The following is a 15,799-nucleotide window of genomic DNA, read 5'->3' as shown; positions in this document are numbered from 1 at the left end:
GACATGTCAGCGTCTGTTACATGACGTAATGTACGGACTTGATACATGACGTTTTGCAGGGACTTGTCACGCAGTTGTCACATGCCGTTGCTACGCTGCCAGCCCATGATGAAAACGATACCTGCCCTGCTGCTCGCCATTTGCGTGCTGTCCGCCTGCCAGCCCGCGCCGCAAAAAGACGCACCCGCCGTGCCCGCCGCCCACCTGGCGGGCGCGTATGCGCCCACCCTGAAACGCCAGCCTTCGGTGGCGGCAATGACGGCCATGGGCCGCGCCATGTTTTTCGAACCCAGCCTGTCCGTGTCGGGCAAGCTGGCCTGCGCCAGTTGCCACAGTCCCGAACACGCCTACGGTCCGCCGAACGCGCTGGCGGTGCAGCTGGGCGGCCCGGAACTGAAGGATGCGGGCACGCGCGCCGCGCCGTCGCTGCGCTATCTCCAGAATGCCCCCCCGTTTACCGAGCATTACCACGACGACGATGGCGACGACAGCGTCGACGCGGGTCCCACGGGCGGGCGCAACTGGGACGGCCGCGCCCAGTCTGGCCACGAACAGGCGCTTGCGCCCCTGTTATCCAGGCGAGAGATGGGCAACCGCGATGCGGCCGCCGTGGTCGCCAAGCTGCAGGCGGGGCCGCTGGCGGCGCAGTTCCGCCAGACGTATGGCGCGGATATCTTCGAGCAGCCTGGCCAGGCGCTGCGCTGGGCGCTGATGTCGCTGGAAGTATTCCAGGAAAGCCCGTTGGACTTCTATCCGTACACCAGCAAGTACGACGCCTTCCTGCGCAAGCAGGCCAGCTTGACGCCGCAGGAAGCGCGAGGCCTGGCCCTGTTCAACGATGAACGCAAGGGCAATTGCGCGTCCTGCCACATCAGCCAGGTGAGCTCAGGCGGCGCCTTTCCCCAATTTACCGACTATGGCTTGATCAATATCGGCGTGCCGCGCAATGCCAAACTGCCGGCGAATGCGGACCCGGCGTTCTTTGACCTGGGATTGTGCGGCCCGGACCGCACCGATTTGACGGAGCACAAGGAGTATTGCGGCAGTTTCAAGACACCGTCCCTGCGCAATGTCGCCCTGCGCAAGGTGTTCTTCCACAACGGCAGCTTTGACAGCCTGGAGCAGGTGTTGCGTTTTTACGTGCAGCGCGACACGGCGCCACAAAAATGGTATCCGAAAGACAGCAGTGGCAAGGTGCACAAGTACAACGATCTGCCGCCCGGCCTGGCAGCGAATGTGAATGTGGAAGCGCCGTTCGACCGCCAGCCGGGCCAGGCGCCCGCCCTGAACGAAGGGGAGATCGCCGACGTGATTGTTTTCCTGCATACCTTGACCGATGGCTATACGCTGCCGCGCCCGGCGCAGGGAAAGAGTGGCTGAGAGATATCAAGATACCATTGCTTACAACTACGCCACAAAAGCATGTTTTTATGTGCGTTAGCGCACGCTAGAAAATTTTAGGCAGGTGTATATTGCGAACTGATCTGTGTCTTTTGATAACAATGAAAGGGAATATCATGAAAGTAAGCAAAAATTGGATGACCGTGTGCGCCGCCGGGATGATGGTCGTGGCATTGGCTGCCTGCCAGAAGAAAGATGATGTCGCTGCCGGTCCTGCGGAACAAGCGGGCCAAAAGATCGATGCGGCCGCTGCCAAGGCTGAAGCCGACATCAAGGCCGCCGCTACCAAGGCTGACGCCGCCGTGAGCCAGGCCGCTGCCGACACGGGCGCCAAGATGGACCAGGTCGCCGCTGACGCCGACAAGAAAATGAGCGAAGCGGCCGATGCCGTTGGCAAGAAAGTGGAAAAAGCCGGCGAAAAGATGCAGGACGCCGCGCACAAGTAATCGCGCCAGGGCCGGCCAGCGCCGGCCCGGCTCCCGCAGGTGTCGTCAGGTGATGGCAGCTGCGGCCACGCCATCGCTGGCGCCAGCTGGCCTGCCATGCGCCGTTGTTCCCGTATTTGTACTATCCATCCCGTCCGTTCCCCCGAGCACCACGCTCAAATCCACATAGCCGTCGCGCCACGCGCGTTCCAGGTCTTGCTCCACCGCTTCCAGGGTCGTTCTTTCCACCTGCCGGAAACCGCGCAAGCCATACGCCCGGTTGCGCCCGTGCGCCTTGGCCAGATACAGCGCCATGTCGATCAGGTTGACACTGCGTTCCCACGTGAGCGGCCTTCCCAGAGGCGCCAGCGGATAGGGCGCAAAGCCCACGGACACGTGCACCTGGATGGCCTGTCCCTGGTAATGGATGACCTGTGCCGCCATGCCGTTGAGGATGCGCCGCGCGATATCGTCGAGTCCGTCGCGCGAGACGGCTGGCAGGAAGGCGAGGAATTCCTCGCCGCCCCAGCGCACGATCATGTCCGTTTCGCGCAACACGTCGTGCAAGGTTTCGGCGATCGTCGTCAGCACCAGGTCGCCCGCTGCGTGGCCGTAACGGTCGTTGATGTGCTTGAAATGGTCGACATCGAGCAGGAACAGCGCGCCCACGACATCGGCGTCGCCATAGGCAGGCAGCGGCTTGCCCGCATGGCTGCGCATGAATTCCTGGAAATGGCGGCGGTTGTACAAGGCCGTCAGCGGGTCGCGCGAGCTCTGGCGCTTGAGTTCCTGGTTCTTGACGTTCAGCTGCACGTTCGCGTGGCGCACCTTGCGGTACAGCAAGCCGACGATGACGGACGCCATGGCCAGCACCAGCGCCAGCAGCCACCATACGCGCTGCTGCAGGCGGCGGTTGTCGATCTCGGTGCTCTTGAGCTGGTTCTCGCGGCTGAGCAGTTCGATCTGGCGCTGTTTCTTTTCCGCCTCATATTTTTCTTGCAATTCGTACACGGCTTTTTGCCGCTGCTTCTCGAACAGCAGGTTGGAAATGCCCCGCTCGCGGTGATACGCCGTGACGGCGCCCCGCATGTCACCGGCCTTTTCCAGCGCCATGCCGTATTCCAGCAGCACGGCCTGCATGTCCGGCTGGTTGGCCGTGCGTTCGTAGTAGGCCAGGCCCGTGGCCACGCTTTGCTTGCCTTCCTGCAAGCGTCCCTGGCCAATCAGGGCCTGGCCGATGTTCAGGCGCGCCGTCGCCTCCACCTGTTCATTGTTGACCAAGCGCCCCGCCGTGATGGCTTCATACGCATAGCGCAGGGCGCGCGCGTAGTCGCCTTCTTTCAGGTAGCTGTCCGACAGGTTGACGAGGGTAACGGCCACCATGCCGCTGGCGCCCAGCTGGCGTTCCAGCGCCAGGGCCGCCAGCAGGGCGCGCTGGCCCCGTTGCGGCTGCCGCGCGTCGAGCGCCAGCCCGTATTCCGTATTTTTCGCCTGCGCCATGCGGCCCGGCGATTCGAGGGTGCTTGATACGGCCAGCAGCTCGTCGAGCACTTCGAAGCCTTTGTCGTACTCGCGCATCTGCGTGTACAGCAGGGTGAGGGCATTCAGGGCGGCGGCCAGGCTGGAGGGAGAATTGCTCTGGCGCGCCAGGTCCACGGCTGCCTGCAGTTTGGCCAGCGCAAAAGGGAAATTGCCTTCCTCGGCCCACGATTGCCCCGCGCTGATGGTGGCCTGCACGCGTACGGGCAGGTCGTCCGTGCGGTTGGCGATCTTTTCCGCTTCGAAGGCCAGCAGGTGCGAGGCGCGGCGTTCGTTCAGGGCAAACGTGATGTAGGCCTTGCTGAGTATGCCCTTGGCCAGCGCCACGTCGTTCTTGTTCTGGCGGGCGTAGGCGATCAGTTCCTCGGCCAGCTGCATGGCGAGGTCATTCTGCCCCAGGCGCATGCGCACGGTGCTCAGTTGGGTAAGGAATTCCGCGCGCACTGGCAGGGGCGCGCTGCGCGCCTGCGTTTCCACCTCTTGCAGGCGCTGCAGGGCGCGCGTGGGCACGAAGCGGCCATCTTCGCGCACGGCGGCAATATGCTGCTCAAGGTTGCCGACATGGACTTGGACCTGGGCCTGGGCCTGGGCGGCAGGCGCCAGCAGGCAGGCCAAGACCAGCAGCCAATGCGCTTTTCGCCACGATGCCCGTCTCTGTCTGCCTGCCAACGTCCCGCCCCCCCCCACAATGAGCTACTCTTCGCAACGATTATATTCTGTTGCAGTCAAGAAATATCATGCGGGGCGCAGAAATGTGCGGAAGTGCACACGGCGGGCATGGACAACACGCTCTATTGCGCCAGCTGCTGCAGCAGATACAGGCGCTGGTACAAGCCGCCATCGATCTGCATCAAGGCCTCGTGCGGCCCCGCTTCCGTGATGCGGCCATGGTTGAGTACGATGATCCGGTCGGCCTCGCGGATGGTCGACAGGCGGTGGGCGATGGCGATGATGGTGACCTTGCCGCGCAATTCATTCAGGGCCAGCTGCACGATCTGTTCCGTCTGGCTATCGATGCGCGACGTCGCTTCGTCCAGCAGCAGGATGCGCGGCTGGCCGGCCAGCGCGCGGGCAATCGCGATCAGCTGCTTCTGCCCCGACGACAGGCGCGAGCCGCCTTCGCCCAGCGGCGTATCGTAGCCGTGTTCCAGCGCGGCGATGAAGTCGTGCGCATGCGCGGCGCGCGCCGCCGTTTCGATCTGCACCTGCGTGTAGCCGCGCCCCATGTCGATGTTTTCGCGCGCCGAAGCGGCCAGCAGGAAGGGATCTTGCGGCACCAGGCCCACGTCGGCTCGGAAATGCTCGTTGTCGATGCTGTCGAGGGCGACGCCATTGATGGCGATGCTGCCCTGCGTGACGGGGTAAAAGCGCAGCAGCAGTGACAGCAAAGTCGACTTGCCGCTGCCCGTGTGGCCGACGATGCCGAAGAAAGCGCCTTGCGGTATGCTCAGCGACAGGTCGTGCAGCACGGGCTGGTTTTCCACGTAGGCGAAGGTCAGGTTCTTGATGTCGACGGCGGGCAGGTCGATGTCCGCTTTCGTCTGCCGCAGGGCCGGTGTTTCCCTTCCCTGTGCATGTTCGAGCGCCTGCGTTTCATCCAGCAGGGCCGAGACGCGCGCCGTGGCCACCACCGACTGCTGCAGCTGGCTGAACTGCATGGTGATCTGGATCAAGGGCTCGATCACGCGCGCGATGTAGCTGATGAACGCATACAGCACGCCCACTTCCACGGCGCCCATCTCGCGCCGGCCGAAGCTGAAGATGACCACGGCCAGCAGCACGATGTTGAGCATGTCGAGCGCGGGGCGCAGCAGCCAGGCGTTGGCGCGCAATTCCTGCATGCGTGCCGTGTAGTGGTCCTGGTTGATGCCCGTGAAGCGTGTGCCGAAGCGGCGTTCCGCATTATTCGCCTGCAGTACGCTCATGCCGCCGATCGATTCGGCGATCTGCCCATTGATCTCGCTGCGCAGGGCGCGCGCGCGCGTGACGGCGGGCGCGCTCCAGCGCTGGTACAGGAAGACGATGACCAGCACGGCCGGCAGCAGGGCCAGCACGATCAGCATCAAGCGCCAGTCGAGGAAGGCCATGGCAGCCATGGTGCCGACCAGGACGATGGAGCTGTCGAGGATGACGAACAGCACCTGCACGTACAGCGATTTCACCGCCTCCGTGTCATTCGTGACGCGGCTGACCAGCTGGCCCGTGATGGCGCGGTCGAAGAAGGCCATGGGCAGGCGCAGCACGTGCTGGTAGACGGTTTCGCGCAGGCGCTGCACCGAGCGCATGGCCAGGCCGGACAGGCGCACCAGTTGCAGGTAGCGCAGGCCGGAGGCGACCCAGCCCGTCAGCAGGCAGCCGCCCAGCAGCAGCGCCATGCGCGTCCAGTCCAGGTGGCGCGGCAGCAGATGCTGGTCGATCAGGGCCTTGCCCAGGATGGGGCCCGTCACTTCCAGCGCGGCGGCGAGGATCAGCCAGAACGTGGCCCAGTACAAATGGCGCAGGTCGGGCGCGGCGGCGCGGCGCAGCAGGCCGATGGCTTGCACGGCCTGGCGGCGCACGGATTGCGTGGCGGTGGTGGTGGCTTGGTCGGTCTTAGATGGCATCGAGGCTGGCCTCCAGTTGTTGATAGCGCCACTGGCTGGCATACCAGCCGTCGCGCTGCATCAGCGCGTCGTGGTTGCCCGTTTCCGTGACGTGGCCATCGCGCAGCACCAGGATCAGGTCCGCGTTGACGACGGCGCTCAGCCGGTGGCTGGCGATGATGGCGCTGCGCTCGGGGCGGCGCGCGCGCAGTTCTTCCAGATGCTGCAGGATGCGCGTTTCCGTGCCCGTGTCGACGGCGGACAGGGCATCGTCGAGCAGCAGCAAGCCGTTGTCGGCCAGCAGGGCCCGGGCAATCGCCACGCGCTGGCGCTGGCCGCCGGACAGGGTAATGCCTTTCTCGCCCACGTGCGTCTGATAGCCATCGGGGAATTGCAAAATATCGGCATGGATGTCGGCCAGCTGCGCCGCCCGTTCCACTTCCTCGCGCGTGGCGCCGGGGCGGGCCAGGGCGATATTGTCGGCGATGGTGGCGGAGAACAGGAACGATTCCTGCGGCACCCAGCTGATGGCCGCGCGCAACGCATGCAAGGTGTAGGCGTCCAGCGGCTGTCCATTCCACGTGGCCGTGCCCGCTTGCGGCGTCACCTGGCGCAGCAGCACGCGCAGCAGGGTCGACTTGCCGCTGCCCGTGGGGCCAACCAGGCCCAGGGTCTGGCCCGGCTGCAAACGCAGCGAGATGCCGGAGAGCGCAGGCGCAGTCTGTCCCGCGTAGGCGAAGCCGATGTCCGTCAGCTGCAGGGGGCCGGGCGTGAGGGTGGCGATGCTGCCATGGTCGTCGATGGCGAGCGGCGCGTCGAGCATGGGCTGCAAGCGCTGCCAGGCGGCGCGCCCCCGTTCTATCAACGACAGCACCCAGCCGGCGGCGAACATGGGCCAGATCAACTGTCCCAGATACATGGAAAAGCTCGTCAGCGCACCGATGGTCAGCTGGTCTTGCCACACGAGGTAGCCGCCCAGGCCCAGGGTCAGCGCCGTGGCTGCCGTCAGGGTCAGGCCGACGGCCGGTTCATACGCCGCTTCCCAGCGCTGCGCCGTCAGGCTGGCGTTGGCTGCATGGCCGGCCAGGGTGGAGAACTGCTTGCTGCTGCGCTCTTCCAGGCCCAGCGCGCGCAGGGTACGCACGCCCGACAGCGATTCCTGCACATGGTCGTTCAGCGCGGAAAAGCGCTGTAATGAATCCGTGGACGCCGTGTGGATATGGCTGGAAATGCGCCAGAAGGCCAGTCCCATCAGGGGGAAGGGCAAGAGGGCGATGCAGGCCAGGCGCCAGTCCACGCCCAGCAGCATGACGCCCAGCACCATCAGCAAGGTCAAGGTGCCGTCGAAGCCGGCCAGCATGGCTTCACCGGCGGCCATTTCGATGGCGTCGATGTCGTTCGTCGCCAGCGCCATCAGGTCGCCCGTGCGCTGGTTCTGGTAGAACGCCGCGCCCTGCTGCGACATGCGCGTGTAGAAGCGCGTACGCAGCATCACGCCCAGCTGGTAGGCCGCCTTGAACAGGGTGATGCGCCAGCCCACGCGCAGGAAGTAGATGACGACGCCCACGGCGAGCAGGGTCAGCAGCTCAAGCCACAGTTCGTTCGTCGTCATGCGGTGTGCGGCCAGCGCGTCGATGATGGCGCCCACGCGGCGGGGGATCCAGACGGTCAGTGTTGCCACGCCGGTCAGCATGACGGCGGCAGCGGCATACGCCGGCCAATGCTGACGCACGAAGCCGGCGATGAGCCTCGATAAACTCATGGTTACCTTTTGTTTTTAGTAATGGGGTGTCGCGGGGCGGAAGGACGGGCACGCGGACGGAAAGTACGCGTAGGATACAACAAGGCGGAAAATCGCGCTGTGGACGGGCACGCAAAAAACGGGCCGTAGCCCGTTGTTTTGCTGCGTCACTGCCTTGCGCGAGACTTACTTGCGGCCGCTGCCTTTGCCGCCGCGCAGCATATCGAGCTGTTTCGATGGCATGCCCTTGGGTGCAACCTTGGCCAACGGCTTGGCGGCTGGCTTGACGGCTACTTGGGCCACAGTCTTGCCGGCGGCGCTGGCCGGTTTGGCGACCGGTTTGCTCGATGGAAATGGTTTGGCAGCCGGCTTGGCGGGGGCGGGGGCGGCGGCCTTCGCTGGCGCGGCGGCAGGCGCCGGTGCGGGCTTGGCCGTTTCAGGCTTGGCCGCTGGCTTGGCTTCGACCGCTTTAACTGCGGGTTTGTCGGCAACCTTCTCGGCAACTTTTGCAGGCGCTGCCGCTGGCTTGGCTGCTGGCGCAGCAACAGCGGCGGGGGCGGGCACTGCCTTGGCGGCAGGCTTGGCTACTTCGGCAGGCTTGGCGGCAACGGGCGCAGGTGCCGCTGCTGGCGCAGGTGCAGGCGCTGGTGCAGGGGTAGCAACGGGGGCGGCGACGGCCAGCGCCGGCTTGGCCGCTGCCGGGGCTGGAATGGCTGCAGGCGCGGCCGCATCGAGGCGGGCTTTGGCCGAGGCCAGCAATTCAGCCTGGGTGCTCGAGGCGATGCCGAACAGCTGGCGGCTGTAGGCCAGCAGGCTGGCGATATTCGGTTGCGCCTGGCTGGTGCTGTAGCTGAAGAAGTCGCGCGGGTCTTGCGTTTCCAGCAGGTGCTGGGCCGTTTCCGCCGTGTGCGACAGGGCGGCCTTGCCTGCGTTCAGGTTCAGGGCGATGATTTTCTCGGCACTTTCGAAGACTTTGCTGGTCACTGTGCTGAAGATTTGCAGCTGGCTTTCCAGTTGCGATTTGGCGGCGCTGGAAATTTGTTCTGGAAGCGGAAACATATTTACTCCTTTGTACGGATTAAAATGCTGGCAAAACGCTCTGCAAAATCCCGAAAACCAGAGTTGGCCGCGTTTTGTAAAGTGGGTAGCGTGCTGAGTAACTGATCAGAGCCTGATTATGATGCAACGCAATATGAATATTCTAGCGGTGATTCGAGTTAGTTGAAAGCTATTTTATTCAGCCCGTGCGGCGCATGCTTGCCCTATTCATGCGCCTGGCAGCATTTGCGGGAAGTTTGCGCATGCGCAAGGTGTTGCAAGCGAATCTATGGCTATGCTTTTGCGAGTGGCTCCGTTCGTGCACTGCAGCATTTCACAAAAGATGTATGAAATGGCAATTAATTTGAAGCACCAGGCACCGTAGTCTACCGAAGGAGTTTCCGCATGGACCTAGTCATCCGCAATGCCAGCCTGCCCGATGGGCGCCGCGCCATCGATATCGCCATCGAGGATGGCCGCATCGCCGCCGTCGGCCCCGCCTTGCCTGTGCAGGGCGCGCAGGAGATCGACGCCGCCGGCGACCTGGTCACGCCGCCGTTTGTCGATGCGCACTTCCACATGGACGCCACGCTCAGCTATGGCTTGCCGCGCGTGAACGCGTCCGGCACCCTGCTCGAAGGCATCGCCTTGTGGGGCGAGCTGAAACCGCAACTGACGCAGGACGCCCTGGTGGAGCGCGCCCTGCAGTATTGCGACTGGGCCGTGGCGCGCGGCTTGCTGGCCATCCGCTCGCACGTGGATATCTGCGACCCGCGCCTGCTGGCCGTCGAGGCGCTGCTCGACGTCAAGCGGCAAGTAGCGCCGTATCTCGATTTGCAACTGGTGGCCTTCCCGCAGGATGGCATCCTGCGCAGTCCCGGCGCCTTCGATAATTTACAACGCGCGATTGCCATGGGCGTCGACGTGGTGGGCGGTATCCCGCATTTCGAGCGCACCATGGCCGATGGCGCGGAATCCGTGCGCCTGCTGTGCGAATTCGCCTGCGAGCGGGGCCTGATGGTCGACATGCACTGCGACGAGTCGGATGACCCGCTGTCGCGCCATATCGAAACCCTGGCCTTCCACAGCCAGCGCCTTGGCATGCAGGGCAGGGTAACGGGCTCGCACCTGACGTCCATGCATTCGATGGACAATTATTATGTAAGCAAGCTCCTGCCCCTGATCCGCGAGGCGGGCGTGGCGGCCATCGCCAACCCCCTCATCAACATTACCCTGCAGGCGCGCCACGATACGTATCCGAAACGGCGCGGCATGACGCGCGTGCCCGAGATGCTGGCCGCCGGCATTCCTGTCGCCTTTGGCCACGACTGCGTGATGGACCCGTGGTACAGCCTCGGTTCGGGCGACATGCTGGAAGTGGCGCACATGGGCTTGCACGTGGCGCAGATGACGGGCCAGCAAGCCATGCACGACTGCTTCCTGGCCGTGACGGAAACGCCGGCGCGCATCCTGGGGCTCGATGGTTATGGCATCGCACCCGGCTGCCATGCAGACTTGCTGATCCTCGATTGCAGCTCCACGGTGGAAGCGCTGCGCCTGCGCGCGGCGCGGCGCCTGGTGCTGCGTCGCGGGAAAATCATCAGCGAGGCGCCGCGCGCGCAATCGCGTCTGCAACTGCCGGGCCGGCCCGAAACGGTCAATTTCCGCCTGGGGCGCTGATACAATCAGCCATCACTTGTTATCGGGAGCACCGCCTTGAAAGAAATTGATATCCGTCCGGCCAACGAAGCCGATTTCGACGCCATGTGGGCCATCTTCCAGGTCCTGGTGGCCGCTGGCGACACCTACACCTTCCCCGCCGACACCTCGCGCGAAGAGTGCCACGCCTACTGGTTCGGCCCCGGCGTGCAAAGCTTTGTCGCCGTGATGGGCAGCGAGCGCCTGCTGGGCATGTACAAGCTGGCGGCGAACCAGCCGGGCCATGGATCGCACGTGGCCAATGCCTCGTTCATGGTCGATCCCGCCGCGCAGGGCGTGGGCGTGGGGCGCCTGCTGGGCGTGCACTGCATGGAAGAAGCGCGCCGCGCGGGCTACCTGGCGATGCAGTTCAACTTCGTCGTCAGCACCAACCTGGCCGCCGTCACCCTGTGGAAAAAACTGGGCTTCACGGTTGTCGCCACCCTGCCGCTGGCCTACCGCCACGCGCAGCTGGGCTATGTCGACGCCTACGTGATGTACCAGCTGTTGACCGACCCGATGCAGTGGCCGGCATGAGTGGCGCCACGATAGAGCCGGTCACCGTCATCGAGACACCCCGTTTGCGTCTGCGCACAGCCACCCTGGACGATGCGGCCTTCTACATGGAACTGGTCAACGACCCGTCGTGGATCGCCAACATCGGCCAGCGCAATATCCACACCGTGGAAGCGGCCAGTGCCGCGCTGGAGTCGGGACCCATGGCGCAGTTCCGCGACCATGGCTATTCGCTGTACATCCTCGAACGTCTCAGCGATGGCGCCTTGGTAGGTATGGCCGGGCTGGTTCGCCGCGACAGCCTGCCCGGCCCCGATATTGGCTATGCCGTGCGTCCCGCCTACTGGGGTCAGGGTTATGCCTGGGAGGCGGCGGCCGCCATCGTGCAGCATGCGCAGCACGTGCTGCGCCTGCCCACCCTGTACGGCATCACCTCGCTGCAGAACCAGGCCTCGATCAACTTGCTTAACAAGCTGGGGCTGCGCTTCGAGCGTTTTACGCGCCGCCAGCCGGATGGCAAGGATACGAATGTCTATCGCAGAGATTTTCGCCTGGATTGACGCGGCAAATCCGTATCGGGAAAGTGAAAAAAAGTATTTGGAAACCCGCGCCTTTTGTAGTGGTGGCGCGCCGTCTTTGTTTTTATAGTTGGCATACCGGTGGAAAACCGCCGGACTATAAAAATGGAGACGTGTTATGAAAATCATGACTGCTATTGCATGGGGCGCCCTCATGTCCGCCGGGTTTGCCGACGCTTCGGCGCAAAGCTGCTCGGTGCCCGTCCTCAAGGTGCTGGCGCAAAAAAGCCTGGGCCTGACCGTGATGGAAAAGACCCTGGCCGAGTATGAAAAGAAAAACGGCACCAAGGTACAAATCAGCTATTTCGGCGAAAACGACCGCCGCTCCAAGGCCCGCCTGGACGCTTCCACCAAGGCCGGCTCCTACCAGATCTATTACATCGACGAAGCCAACGTGGCCGAGTTTGCTACGGCAGGCTGGGTCGTTCCCCTGCTCAAATACCTGCCCAAGGACGCCGACTACGACGACTTCCTGCCGGGCCGCCGCGCCGTCGCCTCGTACAAGGGCGTGGCGTATTTCGCCCCCCTGATCGGCGGCAGCGACTTCCTGTTCTACCGCCGCGACCTGCTGGAAAAGGCTGGCATCGCCGTGCCGAAGACGCTCGACGAACTGGTCGCCGCCGTGAAAAAAATCAACAGCCCGCCGAACGTGTATGGCTGGGCGGCGCGCGGCCAGCGCGGCTCGGGCATGAATGTGTGGCGCTGGGCTCCGTTCATGCTTGCCGCCGGCGGCAAGTGGGAAAACAATGGCGTGCCAACCTTCAATTCGCCGCAGGCCGTCAAGGCGACGACCCTGTACCGCGACCTGTTCAAGTATTCGCCTCCCGGTGGCGCCACCTACGACTGGAGCAACGCGCTCGAAGCATTCAGGTCGGGCAAGGTGGCATTCATGATCGAGTCGACGCCGTTCGCCGACTGGATGGAAGACCCGAAAAAATCCTCGGTGGTCGACAAGGTGGGCTATGTGCGTCCGCCCGCGCCGCTGGCATCGGCCGCATATGGCCACGGCCTGGCCATTTCCGCCACGGGCGCCAAGGATGAATGCACGCGCCAGGCGGCCGGCAAGTTCATCGCGTGGGCCACGGGCAAGGAACAGGAGCAGGCGCGCCTGAAGGACAATGTCTTCAGCGACTACAACCGCAGCAGCACCATCGCCAGCGACTACTTCCGCAAGCACGTCAAGCCGCAAATCCAGGCGGGCCTGACGGACACCACGCCCGTCTCGCGCGTCACCATCTGGCCTAGTCCCGAATGGCCGGACATTGGCGACAACCTGGGCGTCGTTTTAGAAGAGGTGTTTACGGGCACGCGCGGCGACGTGCAGAGCGCTCTCGATGAGGCCAATGAGTACGCCACGGAAGTGATGCAGCGGGCGCAGAAACGCAAATAAGGCGTATCGCCGTTTCACCCAACGGCGGAAGTGCTGGGGTCAGTCGCTTCGCGATCGGATTGCGCCCCACTGGGGCGCAATCCCCCGTCGAGTCTGACCCCGGATTTACGCTAACGAGCCTGAAAGCTGATCCTTATGCCGCATACCATCCGCAAGAAACGCCACACCTGGCTGCCGGCCGTCTTTCTGACGCTGCCGCTGCTGGTCCTGCTGATACTGGGCCTGGTGCCCAGCATCGCCGCCATCAACCTGGCCCTGCAAAACCGCGTGCTGCGCTACAGCGACAGCGACTACGTCGGTTTTGCCAATTTCATCCGCCTCTTCGGCGACCGCCGCTTCGTCAATGCCGTGCAGGTGTCGGCCATCTGGGAAGTGGTGACCGTGGTCGGCTCGCTGATCGTCGGCGTGCTGCTGGCCGTGTTCCTGTTCGAGAAAGTCAAGGGCCGCACACGTGATCTTCTCGCGCTGCTCCTGATTGTGCCCGTGCTGCTGCCGCGCGTCTCGGCCGCCTTTATCTGGAAGTTCATGTACTCGCCGCTGATGGGTATCCTCAACTGGTTGCTCGAATGCGTGGGCCTGGGCGGCACGGCTTTGCTGTCCGACCCCGCCACGGCCCTGTACGCGGTGGCGCTAGTTGACATCTGGCAGTGGGGCCTGTTCTTCGGCGCCGTCATCCTGAAGCTGCTGGAAACCCTGCCTGGCGAACCGCTGGAAGCGGCGCGTCTCGATTACGCCAGCACCCTGCAGGTGTATGCGTACATCGCGCTGCCGATGCTGAAGGTACCCATCATGAGTCTGGTGTTCATCAAGATGGTCGAGTCGCTGCGCTCGTTCGACCTGATCTACGTGATGACCAAGGGCGGCCCCGGCATCTCCACCGAAACCCTGGATATGTACGCGTATGCGCAAGGCATCGGCCTGATGGGCAAGGTGTCGTACGCGTCCAGCATGGCCGTGCTGATGATGCTGGCCACGACTGTCATCTTCACTTTACTCTGGAAGCGGGTCGCCAAATGGGAAAACTGACTATCCGGCGCGGCGTGGACCATGCCGCCACCACGGCCATTACCACCGCCATCGTGCTGGTGGCGCTGTTCCCCATCCTGTGGGCCGTGCTCAATTCCTTCAAGGAGCTGATGGACATCGTCACGCCCGTGCCGCGCTTTTTCTTCAGCCCCACCCTGGCCAATTACCAGCAGGTGCTGGCCAGTCCGGAAGTGCTGACGGGACTGGGTAACAGTGTGGCCATCGTCGGCGTGGCCGTGCTGTTGGGGGCCGTGCTGGGCGTACCGGCCGCGTATGCGCTTGCCCGCTATCCGATTCCGGCCAAGAAGGATATCCAGTTCTTCCTGCTGTCCCTGCGCTTTCTGCCACCCGTGGCCGTCGCCATTCCGCTGATCTCGATCTGGATCGACATGGGCCTGTACGACTCGCGCCTGTCGATGGTGGTGACGTATCTGCTGGTGACCCTGTCGACCATCATCTGGCTGTCGATTCCCGCGTTTGCCCGCATCCCGAAGGAGATCGAGGAAGCGGCCGCGCTCGATGGTTACGGCCCTTATCAGGTGTTCTGGTATGTGGCCCTGCCGGTGGCGTCGAAGTCCCTGATGGGCGGCATCGTCTTCAGCTTCGTGCTGGTCTGGAATGAACTGATGATCGCGCTGGCGCTCACCTCGTCGAAAAGCATGACCCTGCCGGTGGTGGCATCGGCCTTTACCTCGATGGGCCAGGAAGTGCCGTGGGGCGTGGTGAACGCGTCCACCGTGCTGCTGGCGCTGCCGCCGCTGCTGTTCGTCGGCATCCTGGGACGCCTGCTCAACTCCATGCTCAAACATAAATAAGGAAATCAATCATGCAAGCACTCGTCCTGGAACAAGCGCATTCCATCACCCTGCGCGATATCGACCTGCCGCTCGCGGTCGGCCCGCGCGATGTGAAAATCAAGATCCACACGGTGGGCATCTGCGGCAGCGATGTGCATTATTTCAAACACGGCAAGATCGGTCCCTTCGCCGTCGAAGCGCCGATGGTGCTCGGTCACGAGGCTGCCGGCGTGGTGGCGGAAGTGGGACATGAGGTGACGCACCTGAAAGTGGGGGACCGGGTCTGCATGGAGCCGGGCGTGCCGCAGTTCGATTCTCCAGCCACCATGCGCGGCCTGTACAACCTCGATCCGGCCGTGCGCTTCTGGGCCACGCCACCCATCCACGGCTGCCTTACGCCTTATGTCGTGCATCCGGCCGCATTTACCTTCAAGCTGCCCGACAGCGTCAGCTTTGGCGAAGGCGCCATCGTCGAACCGCTGGCCATCGGCTTGCAGGCAGCCAAGAAGGCGGCCATCAAACCGGGTGACGTGGCGGTGGTGATCGGCGCCGGCACCATCGGCGCCATGAATGCGCTGGCCGCGCTGGCAGGCGGCTGCTCGCGCGTCATCCTGGCCGACCTGGTACCGGAAAAACTGGCCCTGTTCGCCGGCAATCCTGCCGTGACTACGGTCGACGTGCGCCAGGCCAGCCTGGCCGACACGGTGCGCGACCTGACAGAAGGCTGGGGCGCCGACATCGTTTTCGAGGCCAGCGGCAGCATGCGCGCCTACGACAATATCGTCGACCTGCTGTGCCCGAACGGTTGCCTGGTGCTGGTCGGCATGCCGCCCGAGAACGTGCCTTTCGACATCGTCGCCATCCAGGCCAAGGAAGTGCGTATTGAATCCGTCTTCCGCTACGCGAACATCTTCCCGCGCGCCATTGCCTTGCTGGCCTCCGGCAAGATCGACGTGAAGCCCTTCATATCGCGCACCTTCGGCTTTGCCGATGGCGTGCAGGCGTTCGAGGAAGCGGCCAAGGGCTATCCGCACGACGTCAAGATTCAGATCGAACTGGCTTGAGCCA

The 15,799-nt window shown here is 63.8% G+C and carries 13 protein-coding genes; 9 read left to right on the top strand and 4 right to left on the bottom strand.

Annotation, left to right across the window (positions count from 1 at the left end; all coding sequences use genetic code 11):
• Positions 1–108 precede the first annotated feature (108 nt).
• Together CLU92_RS15160 and CLU92_RS15155 are read left to right on the top strand one after the other, a co-directional pair.
• Positions 109–1,380 (top strand): cytochrome-c peroxidase, encoded by a 1,272-nt coding sequence (locus tag CLU92_RS15160; protein ID WP_101484703.1) that lies wholly within the window; start codon positions 109–111, stop codon positions 1,378–1,380.
• 137 nt (positions 1,381–1,517) lie between these two features.
• Entirely contained in the window at positions 1,518–1,847 is a 330-nt protein-coding gene (locus CLU92_RS15155; RefSeq protein WP_035821678.1) for a hypothetical protein, read from the top strand.
• Between the two features lie 45 nt (positions 1,848–1,892).
• Here the strand turns inward: CLU92_RS15155 and CLU92_RS15150 are convergent, their stop codons facing one another.
• The 4 genes from CLU92_RS15150 to CLU92_RS15135 all read right to left on the bottom strand — a co-directional run bounded on the left by CLU92_RS15150 (position 1,893) and on the right by CLU92_RS15135 (position 8,747).
• Positions 1,893–3,980 carry a GGDEF domain-containing protein gene (locus tag CLU92_RS15150; RefSeq protein ID WP_306821368.1) on the bottom strand — a complete coding sequence of 696 codons (2,088 nt, stop codon included), beginning with the start codon at positions 3,978–3,980 and terminating at the stop codon, positions 1,893–1,895.
• Positions 3,981–4,156: 176 nt separating this feature from the next.
• Positions 4,157–5,968, bottom strand: a complete 1,812-nt coding sequence (locus CLU92_RS15145) for an ABC transporter ATP-binding protein (RefSeq protein ID WP_101482551.1) — start codon at positions 5,966–5,968, stop codon at positions 4,157–4,159.
• Entirely contained in the window at positions 5,958–7,709 is a 1,752-nt protein-coding gene (locus CLU92_RS15140) for an ATP-binding cassette domain-containing protein (RefSeq protein WP_101482550.1), read from the bottom strand. The genes CLU92_RS15145 and CLU92_RS15140 overlap by 11 nt, the downstream gene beginning before the upstream one ends.
• Before the next feature lie 165 nt (positions 7,710–7,874).
• Complete coding sequence (locus CLU92_RS15135; RefSeq protein ID WP_101482549.1) at positions 7,875–8,747, bottom strand: phasin family protein; 873 nt, start codon at positions 8,745–8,747, stop codon at positions 7,875–7,877.
• A gap of 384 nt (positions 8,748–9,131) precedes the next feature.
• Between CLU92_RS15135 and CLU92_RS15130 the strand changes: the two genes are divergently transcribed.
• The 7 genes from CLU92_RS15130 (at position 9,132) to CLU92_RS15100 (ending at position 15,795) form a co-directional block, all read left to right on the top strand.
• Positions 9,132–10,406 (top strand): amidohydrolase family protein, encoded by a 1,275-nt coding sequence (locus tag CLU92_RS15130; RefSeq protein WP_101482548.1) that lies wholly within the window; start codon positions 9,132–9,134, stop codon positions 10,404–10,406.
• A 36-nt stretch (positions 10,407–10,442) separates the two neighbouring features.
• The gene (locus CLU92_RS15125; RefSeq protein WP_101482547.1) at positions 10,443–10,961 is read left to right on the top strand and encodes a GNAT family N-acetyltransferase; all 519 of its coding nucleotides are present in this window, start codon (positions 10,443–10,445) and stop codon (positions 10,959–10,961) included.
• Complete coding sequence (locus CLU92_RS15120; protein WP_101482546.1) at positions 10,958–11,500, top strand: GNAT family N-acetyltransferase; 543 nt, start codon at positions 10,958–10,960, stop codon at positions 11,498–11,500. Before CLU92_RS15125 ends, CLU92_RS15120 begins: the two co-directional genes overlap by 4 nt.
• 136 nt (positions 11,501–11,636) lie before the next feature.
• Positions 11,637–12,908 carry a sugar ABC transporter substrate-binding protein gene (locus CLU92_RS15115; protein WP_101482545.1) on the top strand — a complete coding sequence of 424 codons (1,272 nt, stop codon included), beginning with the start codon at positions 11,637–11,639 and terminating at the stop codon, positions 12,906–12,908.
• A 135-nt stretch (positions 12,909–13,043) separates the two neighbouring features.
• On the top strand, positions 13,044–13,934 hold the full coding sequence (locus tag CLU92_RS15110; RefSeq protein WP_101482544.1) for a carbohydrate ABC transporter permease: 891 nt from the start codon (positions 13,044–13,046) through the stop codon (positions 13,932–13,934).
• Positions 13,922–14,749: a carbohydrate ABC transporter permease gene (locus CLU92_RS15105; RefSeq protein WP_101482543.1), complete on the top strand. Its 828-nt coding sequence runs from the start codon at positions 13,922–13,924 to the stop codon at positions 14,747–14,749. The genes CLU92_RS15110 and CLU92_RS15105 overlap by 13 nt, the downstream gene beginning before the upstream one ends.
• Before the next feature lie 11 nt (positions 14,750–14,760).
• Complete coding sequence (locus tag CLU92_RS15100; RefSeq protein WP_101482542.1) at positions 14,761–15,795, top strand: NAD(P)-dependent alcohol dehydrogenase; 1,035 nt, start codon at positions 14,761–14,763, stop codon at positions 15,793–15,795.
• Positions 15,796–15,799: the final 4 nt, after the last annotated feature.

The sequence above is a fragment of the Janthinobacterium sp. 61 genome, from assembly GCF_002846335.1.
In the GTDB taxonomy this organism is placed as follows: domain Bacteria; phylum Pseudomonadota; class Gammaproteobacteria; order Burkholderiales; family Burkholderiaceae_D; genus Janthinobacterium.
Note: the sequence above shows the minus strand (reverse complement) of the source record. Positions and strands in the feature narration are given on the sequence as shown.